The following is a 16,635-nucleotide window of genomic DNA, read 5'->3' on the forward strand; positions in this document are numbered from 1 at the left end:
GAATTCATCGGTTCCCGCGGGAGAATGCCCGAATTTGCATTGCACTTCCGTTTCGGCGTCATTCACCTCCGAGAGCAATCGGATGCACGCCGGGTGACCGAGAACAGCATTCGACGCAGACGCTTCTACGCAAGGATTGGTCCTATGAGTGCCATCATTGCCGCATCAGAACTCGCGGGCGAGGCGGCCGGTCCGCGACCACCAGCCCTTTTGGACGTCCGCTGGCAGCTCGGCGGCCCGCCCGGCCACCCCGCGTACCAGGCCGGGCACATCCCCGGCGCGGTCTACGTCGATCTGGACACCGAACTCGCCGGCCCGGCCGGCGGCACCGCCGGCCGCCACCCGCTGCCCGACCCCTCGGTCTTCGGCGCCGCCATGCGCCGCGCGGGGGTCTCGGCCGATCGTGACGTCGTGGTCTACGACGGCGGTCAGGGGTGGGCCGCGGCCCGCGCCTGGTGGCTGCTGCGGTGGTCCGGACATCCGTCCGTACGCGTCCTCGACGGCGGCCTGGCGGCCTGGACGGCGAACGGCGGTCCGCTGAGCGAGGTCATCCCCGAGGTGGCGGAGGGCGACTTCGTCCCCGCGCCGGGCGCGCTCCCCGTCCTGGACGCCGACGCCGCGGCCGCGCTGGCCCGCGACGGCGTGCTGCTCGACGCGCGGGCCGCGGAGCGGTACCGGGGCGACGTCGAGCCGATCGACCGCGTCGGCGGCCACATCCCCGGCGCGCTCTCCGCGCCCACCACGGAGAACGTCGCACCGGACGGCCGGCTGCTCCCGCCCGCCGCCCTCGCCGAGCGCTTCGGCGCCCTGGGGGCCACCGAGGACGCTCCCGTCGGCGTCTACTGCGGCAGCGGCGTCTCCGGCGCCCACCAGGTGCTCGCCCTGGCCGTGGCCGGCATCCCGGCCGCCCTCTACGTCGGCTCCTGGAGCGCCTGGTCCGCCGACCCCACCCGCCCGGTCGCCACGGGCCCCCACCCCGGCTGACCCCTCCCCGGAACACCCTGCGTGCCGGTCACGCCGCACGCAGGGTGAACGGAGCCGGCGCGTCACCCTGCGCACGCGGGGTGATGGGGCGGGTGGGCGGGTGCAGCCCGCCGCAGGCGCAACGACGCCGCACCCGGCGGACCACCGCACCCGTCGCACACGCCCCGCCGCGCAGGCGCGGGAGGCGTCACCCCGGCAGACCACCGCACCCGATCAAGGCCCTGGCGCGTACGCGGACCACCGCACCCGGCGGCGCAGACGCCCGCAACCAGCAAGGCAGGGGCCCAGCGCCTCAGGTGGCAACGAACCAGAACCCCGGGTAGGGGCAGCAGCCTGCCTAGTCCGGTTTCTTGCGCCGCGTCCCGAACACGATCTCGTCCCAGCTCGGTACCGCGGCCCGACGCCCCGGTCGCACCCCGTCGGCCTCGGCCTGGCGGTCGGTGGTGCCGGTGAGCCGGTCGCGGTGACCGGTGACGGAGCGGGGCATGAGCACGTCGGCGTAGGCGGAGCCGGCGCTCGCGGCGGGTGCGGGGGGCTCGGCGGCCTCCGCCTCCTCCTCGGGCGGGTCCGGCGGGGTCGCCGGCTGGGGCGCCGTCTCGGGGACGACCATGTCGCCGCGGAAGTTGGGCACCGCCTCCAGCAGACTGGTCAGCGAATCGCGCTCGCGAACGCCGCCACCGGCTTCCTCCTCGGACGCGGGGGAGTCGGCATCGCCGGATTCGGTCGCGGAGAGCCCCGACCGGTCCAGCAGCCGGTCCCGGTCCCGATCACGGTCCCGCTCGCGCGGCAGCCGCGCGATCCTCGGTACGAAGGGGAAGCTCGGCTCGGGCGTGTCGTCGGACTCGCCGATGAGCGCGCGCGCCTCGTCGTCCACGGCCTGGACCAGCCGCCGGGGCGGGTCGTAGGTCCAGGTCGCCGAGCGCGGCTCGCCCATGACGCGGTAGACGAGCAGCACCTCCCAGGTGCCGTCGTCGCGCCGCCAGGAGTCCCACTGGGCGGTGTCCTTCTCCGCCCCGCGCAGCAGCAGTCGCTCCGCGACGGCCTCGCCGAGCTGCGGCCCGGCGTTCTCGCCGGGGCGACGTACCGGGGTCTTCCGGGCGCGCTCGGCCATGAACGCGCGCTCCGCCAACACCGGCCCCTCGAAGCGGCGTACGCGGTCGACGGAGATGCCCGCCATCTGCGCGACCTCTTCGGCGGAGGCGCCGGCGCGTATACGGGCCTGGATGTCGCGCGGCCGCAGATGGCTCTCGACCTCGATCTCGATCTGGCCGAGCCGTGCGCGGTCGTTGCGAATGGCGGCGCGCAGCCGCTCGTCGATGGGGAGCGTGTATTCCGTGCTGTCCGCAGCCTTGAGCACCAGCCGTGTGCCGTCGTTGCTGACGGCCACGACACGCAGTTCGGGCATGGGGACCTCCCGGGTGGTGCCTGCCGACGTCACGTGCGTCGCTGCCGTTCTCCCGCTAGACGAGTGTGGCCTGCCCGGGTGCAGCCTGCCACAACATTGCCGAGTTGCCCGGCGTGTCGGGCCTGGGCCGCGATCCGCCGTTATGGCACGGTTACCTGTTTGCAGCGCAAAGTGACGTATGTCACGTTGTGCAGCGGTCTCCGTTCCATGTCGCGGCGCCGCCGGTTGAGTTGCCGCTCTTGGCCCCTCCCGCTGGGTCCGGGCGGCCGGACGGGAAAGCGGGGCCAGGGCTCGCCACAGTACTCCATTCGGGCCACCTGGGTGGACCCGGCGCGCCAGCCAAGTTGCCCGGAGGTCGGTGAGTTGACTCCCGGGGGTGGCGCCCCGGGGCACGGCGGGGGTGGCAAGTTTCACGGAATCTTCAGAAGCGGAACTACTACTTCCGGTGTCGGCGTCGACCGCGGCGATGGCGGCCGCCCGGCTCCGGGTGGTCAGTCCCCCAACACCCGCCGCAGGTAGTCGTTGCCGAAGACGCGGTCCGGGTCCCAACGGTCGCGGACGGCGGTGAACTCGCCGAACCGCGGATAGACGCCGGCCAGGAATCCGGCGTCACGGCTGTGCAGCTTTCCCCAGTGCGGCCGTCCGCCGTGCGCGACCATGATCCGCTCGACGGCGGTGAAGTACTCCCGGTGCGGGGTGCCGCGGTACATGTGCACGGCGATGTACGCGGTGTCCCGGCCGGAGGCGGTGGACAGCGGGATGTCGTCGGCCGGCGCGGTCCGCACCTCCACCGGGAAGCTGACCGCGAACCCCGAGCGCTCGACGACCGCCTCCAGTTCGCGCAGCACCTCCGGGGCGGCCGCCCGCTCCACCGCGTACTCCATCTCCAGGAAGCGCACCCGGCGCGGGCTGGTGAAGACCTTGTACGGGATGTCGGTGTACGTACGGGCCGACAGCGCGCCGCCGGCGATCCGGGCGAGGCCGGGGACGGCGGCGGGGACGGCGCGCCCGACCGAACACAGCGCTTGGAACGCCCCGTTGGACAGCAGTTCGTCCTCGACCCAGCCGCCGAACCGGCCGAGGGGGGCGGCGGGGCCCGGGCTGCGGTTGTTGCGCTTGGTGTTGCAGTGGCGGGTGTGCGGGAACCAGTAGAACTCGAAGTGCTCGTTGTCCAAGACGAGTTGCTCGAAGTCGCCGAGCACCCGGTCGAGCGTCATCGGCTCCTCCCGCGCGGTCAGCAGGAATTCGGGCTCCACCCGGAAGGTGACCGCGCTGATGACGCCCAGCGCGCCCAGACCCAGCCGCGCCGCCGCGAAGAGCGCCGCCTCCTCGGGCGGGCCGCCCGGCGCGCACCGCACCACCGAGCCGTCGGCCGTCACCAGCTCCAGGGCGGCGATCTGGGCGGCGAGCGAGGCGCTCTCCCGGCCGGTGCCGTGCGTTCCGGTGCTCACCGCGCCGGCCACCGTCTGCGCCATGATGTCGCCCATGTTGGTCAGCGACAGACCGTGTGCGGACAGGGTCTCGTTCAGCTGCCACAGCGGGGTGCCGGCGGCGACGGTCACCGTTCCGGCCGCCCGGTCCAGGGCCCGTAAGCCGACCAGCCGGTCGGGGCGGACCAGCAGGCCGTCGGTGGCGGCCACGGTGGTGAAGGAGTGGCCGGTGCCCACGGCCTTCACCGGAACGCCCTCCCGCGCGGCCACGCGGACGACGGCCGCCAGCTCCTCGGTGGAGGCGGGTGTCGCGACCCCGGACGGGCTCGCGGTGACGTTCCCCGCCCAGTTACGCCATGTGTCGCTGTTCCGCGCGGTCCTCGCGCCGCTCCGCGCGGTCTTCCCGGCCCTGCCCGTGGTCCCCGTCGCGCTCATGCCCGTCAGTTCCCTCCCGCTGTGGCGCCGGCCGCAGCCAGCGGTACCCGAGGAACGCCACCGCCGCCGCGAGCGCCCCGGCAGCCGCCGCCACCAGGTACCCCGCCCGGGCGCCGGCCTCGTCGACCACCACCCCGGCGGCCGAGGAGCCGAGCGCGATCCCGACCGCGAGCCCGGTGCTCACCCAGGTCATGCCCTCGGTCAGGTTGGCGCGCGGTACGTGCTGCCCGATCAGGGCCATGGTGGTGACCATCGTCGGTGCGATGGCCAGGCCCGCCACGAAGAGCGCCACGGCCAGGAGCGGCAGGCTCCCGACCAGTTGGAGGGGGATCATACTCACGGCCATGGCGCACATGCCCAGCAGCCAGCGGCGCGGGGCCGAGCCCTTCAGGTGCAGCAGCCCGAAGACCACGCCGGCCAGGCAGGAGCCGGTCGCGTAGACCGCGAGCACCAGGCTCGCGGCGGCCTTGTGGCCCTCCTCCTCGGCGAAGGCCACGGTCACCACGTCCACCACGCCGAAGATCGCGCCGGTCGCCACGAAGGCCGCCACCAGCACCCGCAGCCCCGGCGAGCGCAGCACCGAGCCCCCGGTCTGCTTGTCGCGCGGGTGCGGCTCGGGCTCGGTGGCGCGCTGGGCGGTGAGCCACAGCACGCTGACCACCAGGCACAGGGCGGCCACCAGCGGGCCCGCCTCGGGGAACCAGGCGGTGCACAGGCCGATGGAGAGGATCGGGCCGACGATGAAGCACGCCTCGTCGACGACCGACTCGAAGGCGTAGGCAGTGTGCAGCTCGCGGGGCGCGTCCTTGAGGATCTCCGCCCAGCGGGCCCGGACCATCGAGCCGATGCTCGGCACGCAGCCCACCGCCGCCGCGAAGACGAAGAGCGTCCAGTCCGGCCACCGCTCGTGCGCGCTGACCAGCAGGCCGGTCACGGCGACGGCGGAGAAGAGGGTGGCCGGGCGCAGCACCCGGCGCTGCCCGTGCCGGTCCACCAGCCGGGATATCTGCGGGCCGATGACGGCGGCGGAGAGCGCGAGGGTGGCCGAGACGGCGCCGGCCAGGCCGTAGCGCCCGGTCAGCTGGGAGACCATCGTGACCACGCCGATGCCCATCATCGACAGCGTCATCCGGCCGAGGGAGCCGGCGGCGGAGAACGCCTTGGTGCCCGGGCGGGCGAAGATCACACGATAGGGACTGGGCACGAGGGGAGGCTCCGCCGTCTAGGGGCCGGTGTCGGGCAGGGGTGGGCAGCGCACGGCGGCCGGTCCGCGGGTGGTGCCGCTCCCGGATCGGTAAGGAATGTACGCGTCCGATACAGCTTACGGCGCGTCGTGGGCCGACGCAGCCGCATTTCCCGCCGGTTTTCCGGCTGTCGGTGACGGGTGGCAGGATCGGAACATGTCCGCCCAGCCACAACGCCAGGCGCCCGCCGACCCCGCCCAGGGCCCGGTCGACGGCACGCCGTACGACGCCCTGCTGCTGCTCTCCTTCGGTGGCCCGGAGGGGCCGGAAGACGTCGTCCCGTTCCTGGAGAACGTCACGCGCGGTCGCGGCATCCCGCGCGAGCGGCTCAAGGAGGTCGGCCGGCACTACTTCCTGTTCGGCGGCGTCTCCCCGATCAACGCGCAGAACCGGGAGCTGCTCCAGGCGCTCCGCAAGGACTTCGCGGAGCGCGGCCTGGACCTGCCGGTCTACTGGGGCAACCGCAACTGGGCGCCGTACCTGACCGATGTGCTGCGCGAGATGGTCCACGACGGCCGGCGTCGCATCCTGGTGCTCGCCACCAGCGCCTACGCCTCGTACTCCGGCTGCCGCCAGTACCGGGAGAACCTGGCCGACGCGCTGGCCGCGCTGGAGGCCGAGGGGCTGCCGCTGCCGCGCGTGGACAAGCTGCGCCACTACTTCAACCACCCCGGCTTCGTGCGTCCCATGGTGGACGCCACGCTGGCCGCGCTGGCCGAGCTGCCCGAGGAGCGGCGAGCCGGCGCCCACCTCGCCTTCACCACGCACTCCATCCCGACCGCCGCCGCCGACACCTCCGGCCCGGTGGAGGGCCACGGCGCCGGCGGCGCCTATGTGGCCCAGCACCTGGACGTGGCACGGCTGGTCGCGGAGGCCGTGCGCGAGGAGACCGGCGTGGCGCACCCCTGGCGGCTGGTCTACCAGTCCCGCAGCGGAGCCCCGCACATCCCCTGGCTGGAGCCGGACATCTGCGACCACCTGGAGGAGCTGCACGGCGCCGGCGTCCCGGCCGCCGTGATGGTCCCCATCGGCTTCGTCTCGGACCACATGGAGGTCCGGTACGACCTCGACACCGAGGCCACCGCCAAGGCCGCCGAGCTGGGCCTGCCGGTCAGCCGCGCCGCCACCGTCGGCTCCGACCCGCGCTTCGCCGCGGCCGTGGCCGAGCTGGTGCTGGAGCGCGCCGCCGTCGAGCGCGGCCGCCCGGTGGACCGCTGCGCCCTCGGCGCCCTCGGCCCCGGCCACGACCTGTGCCCGGTGGGCTGCTGCCCCGCCCGCGCCCCCCGTCCCGCCGCCGCCGGGGCCGACAGCCCGTACGCCTGAGGCGCCCACGCCGAAGGACCCGGAGCGACGACCGCGCGGCCGGGCCGTGGCGGGGCGGGAGAGCCGCTCCGCCGTCGTCCGGCCGCGAAAGCGAACGAAGGAGCACCATGACCGGCCCCCTGACCTCCCAGCCCGGCGACGAGCTCATAGTGGAGCTGCTCGACGTCGCGCTCGACGCGGCGCGGCGGGCGGGCGAGCTGCTGCGCGACGGCCGCCCGGCCGACCTGGGCGTCGCCGCCACCAAGACCAGCTCCATCGACGTGGTCACCGAGATGGACCTGGCCGCCGAGAAGCTGATCACCGACTACCTGGCCGAGCGGCGCCCCGCGGACGGGCTGCTGGGCGAGGAGGGCGCCAGCACCCCGGGCAGCAGCGGGGTGCGCTGGATCATCGACCCGCTCGACGGCACCGTGAACTACCTCTACGGTCTGCCGTCCTGGGCGGTCTCCATCGCCGCCGAGGCGGACGGCGAGACGCTGGTCGGCGTGGTGACCGCCCCGATGCGCGGCGAGACCTACCACGCGGCCCTCGGCGGCGGCGCGTACGTCAACGGGGAGCCGGCCCGGGTGCGCCCCGCACCCCCCGTCGAGCAGGCCCTCATCGGCACCGGCTTCGGCTACCTGACCACGCGCCGGGCCGCCCAGGCGGAGGTGGTGCGGGCACTGCTGCCCGAGGTGCGGGACATCCGGCGCGGCGGCTCGGCCGCGATCGACCTGTGCGACGTGGCCTGCGGCCGGCTCGACGGCTACTACGAGCGTGGGCTCAACCCCTGGGACTACGCGGCCGGCGAGCTCATCGCCCGCGAGGCGGGCGCGCTCACCGGTGGCCGGCCGGGCGCTCCGGCCGACGGTGGGCTCACCGTCGCCGCCGTCCCCGGCCTCTTCGAACCGCTCCAGCGGCGGCTCGACGAGCTCGGCGCCTGGCACGACTGACCGGCGGCGGCCCGCCGGCCGCGACCGCCGAACCGGGAACACGGCAGCGCCCCGGTGCCGCGAGGGCACCGGGGCGCTGCACGTCCGCCGAGGTCAGGCCGTTACGGCACCGACCTCGACGCCGTGCTCGGCGGCGAGCCGGCGAAGATCCTCCAACTCCGCCAGCTCCACCTCGGCGAGAAAGTCGTCGCCCGCCTCACGAGCGCGGTGGAGGTCGTTCTTCGTGGTCTCTATGCGCTGCAGAATGCCTGCGGTGAACGCGTCCATACGGCGCCCCCTCGTCTGGGTCGGGTCGTCGGCACGGGGGTGTGCCCTGAGGGTGTCCTCCAGCCCGGAGGCCGGGACGGAGGGGCAATCACGTGCGTGGTCCCTGTGCGGCAGAGAGTCGAGCGGTGCCTGGGGCGTGCCACATAACAGGGCGTGATCGCGGGTGTGCAGTCGTCCTCCCCACGCCTTGAGGGGCGGAAACCTCAATCACCGAAGGAATCCGGGACCGGACCCCCTTACCGCCGGTTTATGAGACTTCGAGGCAGGATGGAGGCTCTCGCGACGCACGCCCGTGCACGCTGAGTGAACGATGGCCCGCCCCCGCGTACGACACCGGCAGGGCCGGCATGACCACGATGAAAGGACTAGCGACGTGCGTGTACTCGTCGTCGAGGACGAGCAGCTGCTCGCTGATGCGGTGGCCACGGGGCTGCGCCGGGAGGCCATGGCCGTCGACGTCGTGTACGACGGCTCCGCCGCCCTGGAGCGCATCGCCGTCAACGACTACGACGTCGTCGTCCTCGACCGCGACCTGCCGCTGGTCCACGGAGACGACGTGTGCCGCCGGGTCGTGGAGCTGGGCATCCCCACCCGGGTGCTGATGCTCACCGCCGCCGGCGATGTCAGCGAGCGCGTCGCGGGCCTGGAGCTGGGCGCCGACGACTACCTGCCGAAGCCGTTCGCGTTCAAGGAGCTGACCGCGCGGGTGCGGGCGCTGGGTCGGCGTACCACCGTGGCGCTGCCCCCGGTCCTGGAGCGCGCCGGCATCAAGCTGGACCCCAACCGCCGCGAGGTCTTCCGCGACGGCCGGGAGATCCACCTCGCGCCCAAGGAGTTCGCCGTCCTGGAGGTGCTGATGCGCAGCGAGGGCGCCGTGGTCTCGGCCGAGCAGCTGCTGGAGAAGGCCTGGGACGAGAACACCGACCCGTTCACCAACGTGGTCCGGGTCACCGTCATGACCCTGCGCCGCAAGCTCGGTGAGCCGGCCGTGATCGTCACCGTGCCCGGCTCGGGATACCGGATCTGATGGCCGCGGCGACGAACCCGCCGCCACCGCCGGCGGCCCCTCCGAAGCCCGGCTGGGACCCTCCGGGCATGCGCCGGACCCCGTGGCTGCGCCCCACGATCCGGATACGGCTGACGCTGCTGTACGGCGGGATGTTCCTGATCGCCGGCGTGCTGCTGCTGACGATCATCTATCTGCTGGCCGCCCAGGCCCTGCACCTCGGCAACGAGCTGCCGTTCGAGGTGGTCTCCGGCAAGGTCTACCCGACCAACAACACCTGCCCGGAGATCGTCGGCAAGAACCTGAACCCGGACGCCTTCAACGCGGCGCTCAACGACTGCATGCAGGAGCAGCGGCAGCTGGCGCTCAGCGGGCTGCTGCGCCGCTCGCTGCTGGCGCTGATGGGCCTGGCCGTGATCGCGTTCGCCTTCGGCTACGGGATGGCCGGCCGGGTGCTCTCGCCGCTGGGCCGGATCACCCGCACCGCCCGCCAGGTGGCCGGCTCGGACCTGTCCCGGCGGATCCAGCTGGAGGGTCCGGACGACGAGCTCAAGGAGCTCGCGGACACCTTCGACGAGATGCTGGACCGGCTGGAGCGGGCCTTCACCGCGCAGCAGCGGTTCGTGGCCAACGCCTCGCATGAGCTGCGCACCCCGCTGGCGATCAACCGCACCCTGCTGGAGGTGCAGCTCTCCGACCCGGACGCCTCTCCGGAGCTGGCCCAGCTCGGCAAGACCCTGCTGGCCACCAACGAGCGCAGCGAGCAGCTGGTGGAGGGCCTGCTGCTGTTGGCCCGCAGCGAGAACGAGATCGTCGACCGCAAGCCGGTGGACCTCGCGGAGGTGGCGCTGCGGGCGATCGAGCAGGCCCGGGGCGAGGCGGCGGCCAAGGGCGTGGAGCTGCGCGGCAGCCGCAAGCCGGTGGTGGTCCAGGGCAACGGTGTGCTGCTGGAGCGGATCGCGCTGAACCTGGTGCAGAACGCCGTGCGCTACAACGTCGCCGAGGGCGGCTGGGTGGAGGTCTCGACCGAGGCCGAGCGCGGCGAGGCGGTGCTGGTGGTGAGCAACACCGGACCGGTGGTCCCGGCCTACGAGGTCGACAACCTCTTCGAGCCGTTCCGCCGGCTGCGCACCGAGCGCACCGGCAGCGACAAGGGCGTGGGACTGGGACTCTCCATCGCGCGCTCGGTGGCACGGGCGCACGGCGGCAGGATCACGGCGCAGCCGCGCGAGGGGGGCGGTCTGGAGATGCGGGTCGTGCTTCCGCTCTGACCTCGCACTCCCTCTCGGAATCGCGAGGCACTCCGTCTCGGGAGCGCGGGGCCGTGCCCGCGCTCCGAGATGGTTGTACGCTGTCGGCCTCAAGGTTCGCTTTGGGAGGAATTTTCAGGATCAGGCACCCATCTCGTCCCTGTGTGATCGATCACATGGCCGATTTTTCGGCCATCTACGCTCAGTGATCACCTCGGTCGGCGGAAGGCCCGGAAAATCCGGGTTTCCGGGTGTCGTGATCACGGGAAGTACACGTCATGGCATATGTGCCAGGTGGCTTCCGGACCGTGTACGGTCGCGTTCGCCACTCAACCCGATCGCCTCTTAGAGGTGCGGTTGGGTGTCGATTGAGTAACAGACCTTGATGTGAGGCAAAATCTCCGCCTCGGGTCGGGCACAAGACCGGCCCCTCACGCGTTACGTGCGCTGGAGACACCGCAGACACCCAGAGGGGGAGAGCGACATGGCAACGGATTACGACACCCCACGCAAGACCGACGACGACGTCGATTCGGACAGCCTGGAAGAACTGAAGGCTCGACGGAACGACAAGTCGACTTCGTCCGTCGACGTCGACGAGTTCGAGGCGGCCGAGGGCCTGGAGCTCCCGGGCGCGGACCTCTCGAACGAGGAACTGGCCGTCCGTGTGCTGCCGAAGCAGCAGGACGAGTTCACCTGCATGAGCTGCTTCCTCGTGCATCACCGCAGCCAGCTGGCCTCGGAGAAGAACGGCCAGCCGATCTGCCGCGACTGCGCGGCCTGACGGTCGGATCCGGCGTGAACGCGGCGCGGCGCGACGGGCATGTCGAGCGGGGCCGGGCGGCCTCGCTCGCGGTCGCCTGTGGTCGCGGCGCGAAAGCGGCCACGGGGCGGGGCAGTGCGAGTGTGCGGGCGGGGCTGACCACCATCGTCGAGCGCATCATCGCCAACGCCCCGCGCGTTCCCGTCCGCGATCTCGCGACGCTGCGCCGGCAGTTTCCCGGGCTCGGCCCGGAGGAGCTCGCGGACAAGCTGGTGGCCGGTGCCGTCAACGGCACCTCCACCGTGGGTGCGGGCGTGGGCGCCGCGGCGATGCTGCCGGTCCCGCCCGCCATGCCCGCCGAGCTGGCGGCCGAGATCATCGGCGTCGCCTCCATAGAGTTCAAACTCGTCGCCGAGCTGCACGAGGTCTACGGGGTACGGGCGCCGGGTGGGACCGCCCAGCGCGCCATGGCCTACCTCGGCGCCTGGTCCCAGGAGCGCGGCATCGACGTGGCCGTCCCGGCCACGGTGAACGCCGCGTTCGGCGTCCAGCTCCGGCGCGAGCTGCGCCAGCAGGTCATGAAGCGAAGCTTCCGCAATCTGCCGGGGCTGGCGCCCTTCATGATCGGAGCGGTTGCCGGCGCCACGATGAACCGACGTGACACCCGGAAGCTGGCCCGCAAGGTGCGCAAGGACCTGCGCGCCCGGCAGACCCCCTGGGAGGCGCTGCCCCCCGCGGACGGCGCCGTACAGACGACGTAGCCCCGGGTCCCCGGCGCGACGTAGCGCGGCCCCCGGCGCGGGGATGGGGCGTCGGCCCGGACCCGACCACCGACCGTGCGCATCCGTCGACACGTCGTGCGCCCCCGCGCGTCCGCCGACGCGCTCCGGGGCCTCCTCGTGTGTACGTCTTCGGGCGGCGCTACGGCGCATGGGCGCGCCCGCGTGGCCGGTTCCGTCTCTCGTCGGCGGCGTCCCTAGCCGGCCCGCACCGCCTCCAGCACCGCCGCGAGCCGCTCCGGACGACGGCTGGAGAGATAGAGATACGGAGTGGGGTCCTCTGGATCGGTGACCTTCACCCTGACGGCGGTCGGGATGTAGCCCCGCAGCAGCATGAACGCCCGCGTGTCGGCCTTGTGCCGGCGCCAGGCGGCCGCCTCCTCGGCGTTCAGCACCTCGACGGCGCCCAGGGCCGACAGCGGGATCCGCGCGTCCCCGGCGACCAGCGAGTCGGAGAGCACCCGGATGCGCGCCGAGCCGTACGAGCTGACTCCGGTCGCGGCCAGCGCGCCGCCGATGATGAGCCCGCCCAGCATCGGCAGGGTGCCGAGCGGCAGCAGGATCAACCCCATCGCGATCCCGGCCAGGAGCGCGATCAGCCACCAGGAACGGGGAGCGGTCAGGCGTTCTTCGTAGTGCTGCATGACCTCAAGCTTGGCACGACGGCCGAGGAGTACCTGCCGCGCGGGTAAGGTCTGGCGCTGTGAGTGGAAGAAGGACAGGTCTGACGCCGCCGGACGGGGCCAAGCCCCCGGTGCGGCACCCCGATGCGCCCGCGCCCGGTGAGCTCATAGGAGCCCACTACGACCAGTGCTTCGGCTGCGGGGACGCCCAGCGGCACGGGCTGCGCCTGGAGGCGCGGGCGGGGGAGGGCGTCAGCCTCACCGCCGAGTTCACCGTCCAGCCCGCCCACCAGGGCGGACCGGGCCTCGCCCACGGCGGGGTGCTGGCCACCGCGCTGGACGAGGCGCTCGGCGCGCTCAGCTGGCTGCTGCGGGTGATCGCGGTGACCAAGCGGCTGGAGACGGAGTACGTCCGCCCGGTCCCGGTCGGCACCGTGCTGCACCTGGAGGCCGAGGTGACCGCGGTCGACGGCCGCAAGATCTTCTCCACCGCCACCGGCCGGGTCGGTGGCCCCGACGGTCCCGTCGCGGTCCGCGCCGACGCCCTCTTCGTCGAGGTGCCGATCGGCCACTTCATCGACAACGGCCGGCCCGAGGAGATCAACGCCGCGCTCGCCGACCCGGACCAGCGGCGGGTGGCCCGGGCCTTCGAGGTGAACCCGTGAGCGGTGCGCTCGCGGGCGCCCCCGCTCACCAAGGTGCTCATGCGATGAGCGACGACAGGAACAGGAGGCCGGCGTGGACCGGACGCCGCTAGACGTATTGATCCGCAGGGTGCACCCCGAGGTGCCGATCCCGGCCTACGCCCACCCCGGCGACGCCGGGGTCGACCTGGTCACCACGGAGGCCGCCGAGCTCGCGCCCGGCGAGCGCGCGGTGCTGCCCACCGGCGTCTCGATCGCGCTCCCGGACGGGTACGCGGCCTTCGTGCACCCGCGCTCCGGCCTGGCGGCACGCTGCGGTGTGGCCATGGTGAACGCCCCGGGGACCATCGATGCCGGGTACCGTGGAGAGATCAAGGTGATCGTGGTCAATCTCGACCCGCGCGAGACGGTGCGGTTCGAGCCCTTCGACCGCGTCGCTCAACTGGTCGTCCAGCAGGTCGAGAAGGTGCGCTTCCACGAGGTGGCGGAGCTTCCCGGTTCGGCGCGGGCCTTTGGGGGCTTCGGGTCCACCGGCGGCCATGCCGCCGTGGACGGCTCGACGGGTGGGAATGGATACGCTTCGGTCGGTTCCGACCGGGAAGGACAATGACGTGTTCGGACGTCGCCGCAAGCGCAGCGAGGAGGCTGTCGAGACCCTCGACGTCGCCTCCGAGGAGTTGGTCGGAGAGGCCGACGAGACCGAGGACGAGGCCGCGCCCGCGAGCAGGGTGAGCCTGCCCCCGGCACCGCGCCCGGACGGCCCGTGGGACGTCTCCGAGGTGCGCGAGCCCGGCGAGGGCCGCGTGGACCTGGGTGGCCTCTTCGTGCCCGGTGTCGAGGGCATGGAGCTGCGGGTGGAGGTCGCCGGGGACGCGATCGTCGCCGCGACCGTGGTGCTGCGTGACAGCGCCGTACAGCTCCAGGCGTTCGCCGCGCCCAAGAAGGAAGGCATCTGGAACGAGGTACGGGACGAGATCGCCAACGGCATCACCCAGCAGGGCGGCGTCGTGGACGAGCTCGAGGGTCCGCTGGGCTGGGAGCTGCGCGCCCAGGTCCCGGTCCAACTGCCGGACGGCACCAACGGCGTGCAGATGGTCCGGTTCGTCGGTGTCGACGGGCCGCGCTGGTTCCTCCGCGGAGTGATCTCCGGTCAGGGCGCGGTCAAGCCCGAGACCGGCAGCCTGCTGGAGGCGATCTTCCGCGACACGGTCGTGGTGCGCGGCGAGGGCCCGATGGCCCCGCGCGACCCGATCGTCCTCAAGCTGCCGAACGACGCGCAGATGGTGCCGGACGGGGTGCAGCAGGAGGAGGCCGGCTCGCGGTTCGCGGGCGGCGCCGACCAGTTGCAGCGCGGCCCGGAGATCTCCGAGGTGCGCTGACGCCGGTGCCGTACGGGGTCCGTGAGCGGCTCCGCACGGCGTGAAACCGGATGGATCACGGCAGAAAACGCACGGTTCCGGTGGGCCGTACCCCTGACAAGGGGGTGCGGCCCACCGGCGTTTTCGCAGGTAAGGGCGGGGAGCGTCAGGGATTCGCTAAGAGCGCGCTCATGGCCGTAAGGGAGCCGTCAACGCCGGGTGCAAACCGATGAGTAGGCGCTTTCCTCTAGGGGTCCCCGAGGGCCGGTGGAGGCTTCCGCAGCCTCCCGGAGCGGGCCCTCTCCCCGAACCTCTCTAGGAGCTCACGATGGCCGACGTGGCCTTCGTCCTCGCCACGCTCGCGGTCTTCGCGCTGGTGGCTCTCGTCGCCAGGGGGGTGACCAGGCTGTGACCGCGGAGAACATCGTCGGTCTCGTCGTGGCGGTCGCCCTGCTGGGCTACCTGATCCTCGCGCTGGTCTTCCCGGAGAGGTTCTGAGCACCACGATGAGTTCCGAACTCGCCGGCGTTCTCCAGTTGGTCGCGCTCATCGGAGCGCTCGCCCTGGTCTACCGCCCCCTCGGCGACTACATGGCCGCCGTCTACAGCTCCCGCGAGCACCTGCGCGTCGAGAAGCTGATCTACCGCTGCGTCGGCGCCGACCCCAACACCGAGATGCGCTGGCCCGCCTATCTGCGCGGCGTGCTCGCCTTCTCCGCGGTCGGTGTGCTCTTCCTGTACGCGCTCCAGCGCCTCCAGGACCACCTGCCGCTCTCCCTCGGCTTCACCGCGATCAGCCCCGACCAGGCGTTCAACACCGCCGCCTCGTTCGTCGCCAACACCAACTGGCAGTCGTACTCGGGCGAGCAGGCCATGGGCCACCTCGTCCAGACCGGCGGCCTGGCGGTGCAGAACTTCGTCTCCGCCGCGGTCGGCATGGCCGTGGCCATCGCCCTGGTCCGGGGCTTCGTCCGGGCCCGCACCGGCGAGCTGGGCAACTTCTGGGCCGACCTGGTCCGCGGCGTCGTCCGCATTCTGCTGCCGCTGTCGATCATCGGCGCGGTGGTGCTGGTGGCCTGTGGCGCCATCCAGAACCTCTCCGGCATCCACGAGGTCGGCCAGTTCGGCGGCGGCAGCCAGCAGTGGAACGGCGGCGCGGTGGCCTCGCAGGAGGTCATCAAGGAGCTCGGCACCAACGGCGGCGGCTACTTCAACGCCAACTCCGCCCACCCCTTCGAGAACCCCAACCCGTTCACCAACCTCTTCGAGATCTTCCTGATCCTCGTCATCCCGTTCTCGCTGACCCGGACCTTCGGCAAGCTCGTCGGCAACGTCAGGCAGGGCTACGCGACCCTGGCCACCATGGCGATCATCTGGGTGGGCTTCACCGCCCTGATGATGTGGACCGAGTTCCACCACGGCGGCGCCGCGCTCCAGGAGGCGGGCGGCGCCATGGAGGGCAAGGAACAGCGGTTCGGCGTAGGCGCCTCGGCGATCTTCGCGACCAGCACCACCCTCACCTCGACCGGTGCGGTGGACTCCTTCCACTCCTCGTTCACCGGCCTCGGCGGCGGCCTCACGATGCTGGGCATGATGCTCGGCGAGATCGCGCCCGGCGGCGTCGGCTCCGGCCTCTACGGCATGCTGGTCATGGCGATCATCGCGGTGTTCATCGCGGGCCTGATGGTCGGCCGCACTCCGGAGTACCTGGGCAAGAAGATCGGCTCGCGCGAGATCAAGCTCGCCGCCTGCTACATCCTGATCACCCCGACGCTGGTGCTCGGCTTCACCGCGCTCTCCATGGCGCTGTCCGGCCCGCCGGAGTCCATCCTCAACGGCGCCGACTCCTCGGTGAACGGCAGCGGGGCGCACGGCTTCTCCGAGGTCCTCTACGCCTTCACCTCCGGCGCCAACAACAACGGCTCCGCCTTCGCCGGCCTCAACGCCAACACCGACTGGTACAACACCACGATCGGCCTGGCCATGCTCCTCGGCCGCTTCCTCCCGATGGTGTTCGTGCTGGCCCTGGCGGGCTCGCTGGCCGAGCAGAAGCCGGTCCCGGAGACCGCCGGCACCCTGCGCACCGAGAAGCCGCTCTTCGCGGGGCTGCTGGTCGGCGCGATCCTGATCATCACCGGCCTGACGTACTTCCCGGCGCTCGCCCTCGGCCCGATGGCGGAGGGACTCGCATGA

Annotated in this window: 17 protein-coding genes; 12 read left to right on the forward strand and 5 right to left on the reverse strand. The window is 72.5% G+C overall.

Translation table 11 applies throughout. From position 1 onward, the window contains the following. The first annotated feature begins 144 nt into the window (after positions 1–144). Positions 145–984, forward strand: a complete 840-nt coding sequence (locus CD790_RS06060) for a sulfurtransferase (protein ID WP_144382008.1) — start codon at positions 145–147, stop codon at positions 982–984. Between the two features lie 337 nt (positions 985–1,321). Here the strand turns inward: CD790_RS06060 and sepH are convergent, their stop codons facing one another. From sepH to CD790_RS06075, 3 genes are all read right to left on the reverse strand, one after another. Further along, positions 1,322–2,389 carry a septation protein SepH gene (gene sepH, locus CD790_RS06065; RefSeq protein ID WP_144382009.1) on the reverse strand — a complete coding sequence of 356 codons (1,068 nt, stop codon included), beginning with the start codon at positions 2,387–2,389 and terminating at the stop codon, positions 1,322–1,324. Positions 2,390–2,880: 491 nt separating this feature from the next. Further along, positions 2,881–4,254 carry a D-arabinono-1,4-lactone oxidase gene (locus CD790_RS06070; protein WP_144382010.1) on the reverse strand — a complete coding sequence of 458 codons (1,374 nt, stop codon included), beginning with the start codon at positions 4,252–4,254 and terminating at the stop codon, positions 2,881–2,883. Continuing rightward, positions 4,169–5,458: an MFS transporter gene (locus CD790_RS06075; protein WP_144382011.1), complete on the reverse strand. Its 1,290-nt coding sequence runs from the start codon at positions 5,456–5,458 to the stop codon at positions 4,169–4,171. The genes CD790_RS06070 and CD790_RS06075 overlap by 86 nt, the downstream gene beginning before the upstream one ends. A 196-nt stretch (positions 5,459–5,654) precedes the next feature. On the opposite strand from CD790_RS06075, the gene CD790_RS06080 reads away from it, so the two are divergent. Together CD790_RS06080 and CD790_RS06085 are read left to right on the forward strand one after the other, a co-directional pair. Continuing rightward, positions 5,655–6,821 carry a ferrochelatase gene (locus CD790_RS06080; protein WP_260867366.1) on the forward strand — a complete coding sequence of 389 codons (1,167 nt, stop codon included), beginning with the start codon at positions 5,655–5,657 and terminating at the stop codon, positions 6,819–6,821. 107 nt (positions 6,822–6,928) lie between these two features. Then, entirely contained in the window at positions 6,929–7,753 is an 825-nt protein-coding gene (locus tag CD790_RS06085) for an inositol monophosphatase family protein (RefSeq protein ID WP_144382012.1), read from the forward strand. 93 nt (positions 7,754–7,846) lie between these two features. On the opposite strand, the gene CD790_RS34430 is transcribed toward CD790_RS06085, so the two are convergent. Beyond that, a complete protein-coding gene (locus CD790_RS34430) occupies positions 7,847–8,020 on the reverse strand; it encodes a hypothetical protein (RefSeq protein ID WP_186318898.1) in 174 nt (57 codons plus the stop codon). A 373-nt stretch (positions 8,021–8,393) separates the two neighbouring features. Between CD790_RS34430 and CD790_RS06090 the strand changes: the two genes are divergently transcribed. The 4 genes from CD790_RS06090 (at position 8,394) to CD790_RS06105 (ending at position 11,800) form a co-directional block, all read left to right on the forward strand. Continuing rightward, a complete protein-coding gene (locus CD790_RS06090) occupies positions 8,394–9,047 on the forward strand; it encodes a response regulator transcription factor (RefSeq protein ID WP_144382013.1) in 654 nt (217 codons plus the stop codon). Then, positions 9,047–10,297: a cell wall metabolism sensor histidine kinase WalK gene (locus tag CD790_RS06095; protein WP_144382014.1), complete on the forward strand. Its 1,251-nt coding sequence runs from the start codon at positions 9,047–9,049 to the stop codon at positions 10,295–10,297. The genes CD790_RS06090 and CD790_RS06095 overlap by 1 nt, the downstream gene beginning before the upstream one ends. 463 nt (positions 10,298–10,760) lie before the next feature. Continuing rightward, positions 10,761–11,060, forward strand: a complete 300-nt coding sequence (locus CD790_RS06100; protein WP_144382015.1) for a DUF4193 domain-containing protein — start codon at positions 10,761–10,763, stop codon at positions 11,058–11,060. A 14-nt stretch (positions 11,061–11,074) separates the two neighbouring features. Continuing rightward, positions 11,075–11,800 carry a hypothetical protein gene (locus CD790_RS06105; RefSeq protein ID WP_144382016.1) on the forward strand — a complete coding sequence of 242 codons (726 nt, stop codon included), beginning with the start codon at positions 11,075–11,077 and terminating at the stop codon, positions 11,798–11,800. Positions 11,801–12,015: 215 nt separating this feature from the next. Here CD790_RS06105 and CD790_RS06110 read toward each other — a convergent pair whose 3' ends face one another. After that, positions 12,016–12,462 carry a DUF3093 domain-containing protein gene (locus tag CD790_RS06110; RefSeq protein ID WP_144382017.1) on the reverse strand — a complete coding sequence of 149 codons (447 nt, stop codon included), beginning with the start codon at positions 12,460–12,462 and terminating at the stop codon, positions 12,016–12,018. A 59-nt stretch (positions 12,463–12,521) separates the two neighbouring features. Between CD790_RS06110 and CD790_RS06115 the strand changes: the two genes are divergently transcribed. The 5 genes from CD790_RS06115 (at position 12,522) to kdpA (ending at position 16,635) form a co-directional block, all read left to right on the forward strand. Then, positions 12,522–13,106 carry a PaaI family thioesterase gene (locus tag CD790_RS06115; RefSeq protein ID WP_144382018.1) on the forward strand — a complete coding sequence of 195 codons (585 nt, stop codon included), beginning with the start codon at positions 12,522–12,524 and terminating at the stop codon, positions 13,104–13,106. Between the two features lie 73 nt (positions 13,107–13,179). Then, positions 13,180–13,695, forward strand: a complete 516-nt coding sequence (gene dut / locus CD790_RS06120; RefSeq protein WP_144382019.1) for a dUTP diphosphatase — start codon at positions 13,180–13,182, stop codon at positions 13,693–13,695. A 1-nt stretch (position 13,696) separates the two neighbouring features. Further along, complete coding sequence (locus CD790_RS06125) at positions 13,697–14,464, forward strand: DUF3710 domain-containing protein (RefSeq protein WP_144382020.1); 768 nt, start codon at positions 13,697–13,699, stop codon at positions 14,462–14,464. Positions 14,465–14,851: 387 nt separating this feature from the next. Continuing rightward, entirely contained in the window at positions 14,852–14,941 is a 90-nt protein-coding gene (gene kdpF, locus CD790_RS06130; RefSeq protein WP_043188605.1) for a K(+)-transporting ATPase subunit F, read from the forward strand. Between the two features lie 8 nt (positions 14,942–14,949). Beyond that, positions 14,950–16,635 (forward strand): potassium-transporting ATPase subunit KdpA, encoded by a 1,686-nt coding sequence (kdpA, locus tag CD790_RS06135; RefSeq protein ID WP_144382021.1) that lies wholly within the window; start codon positions 14,950–14,952, stop codon positions 16,633–16,635.

The organism is Streptomyces sp. SAJ15 (assembly GCF_007595705.1).
In the GTDB taxonomy this organism is placed as follows: Bacteria; Actinomycetota; Actinomycetes; order Streptomycetales; family Streptomycetaceae; genus Streptomyces.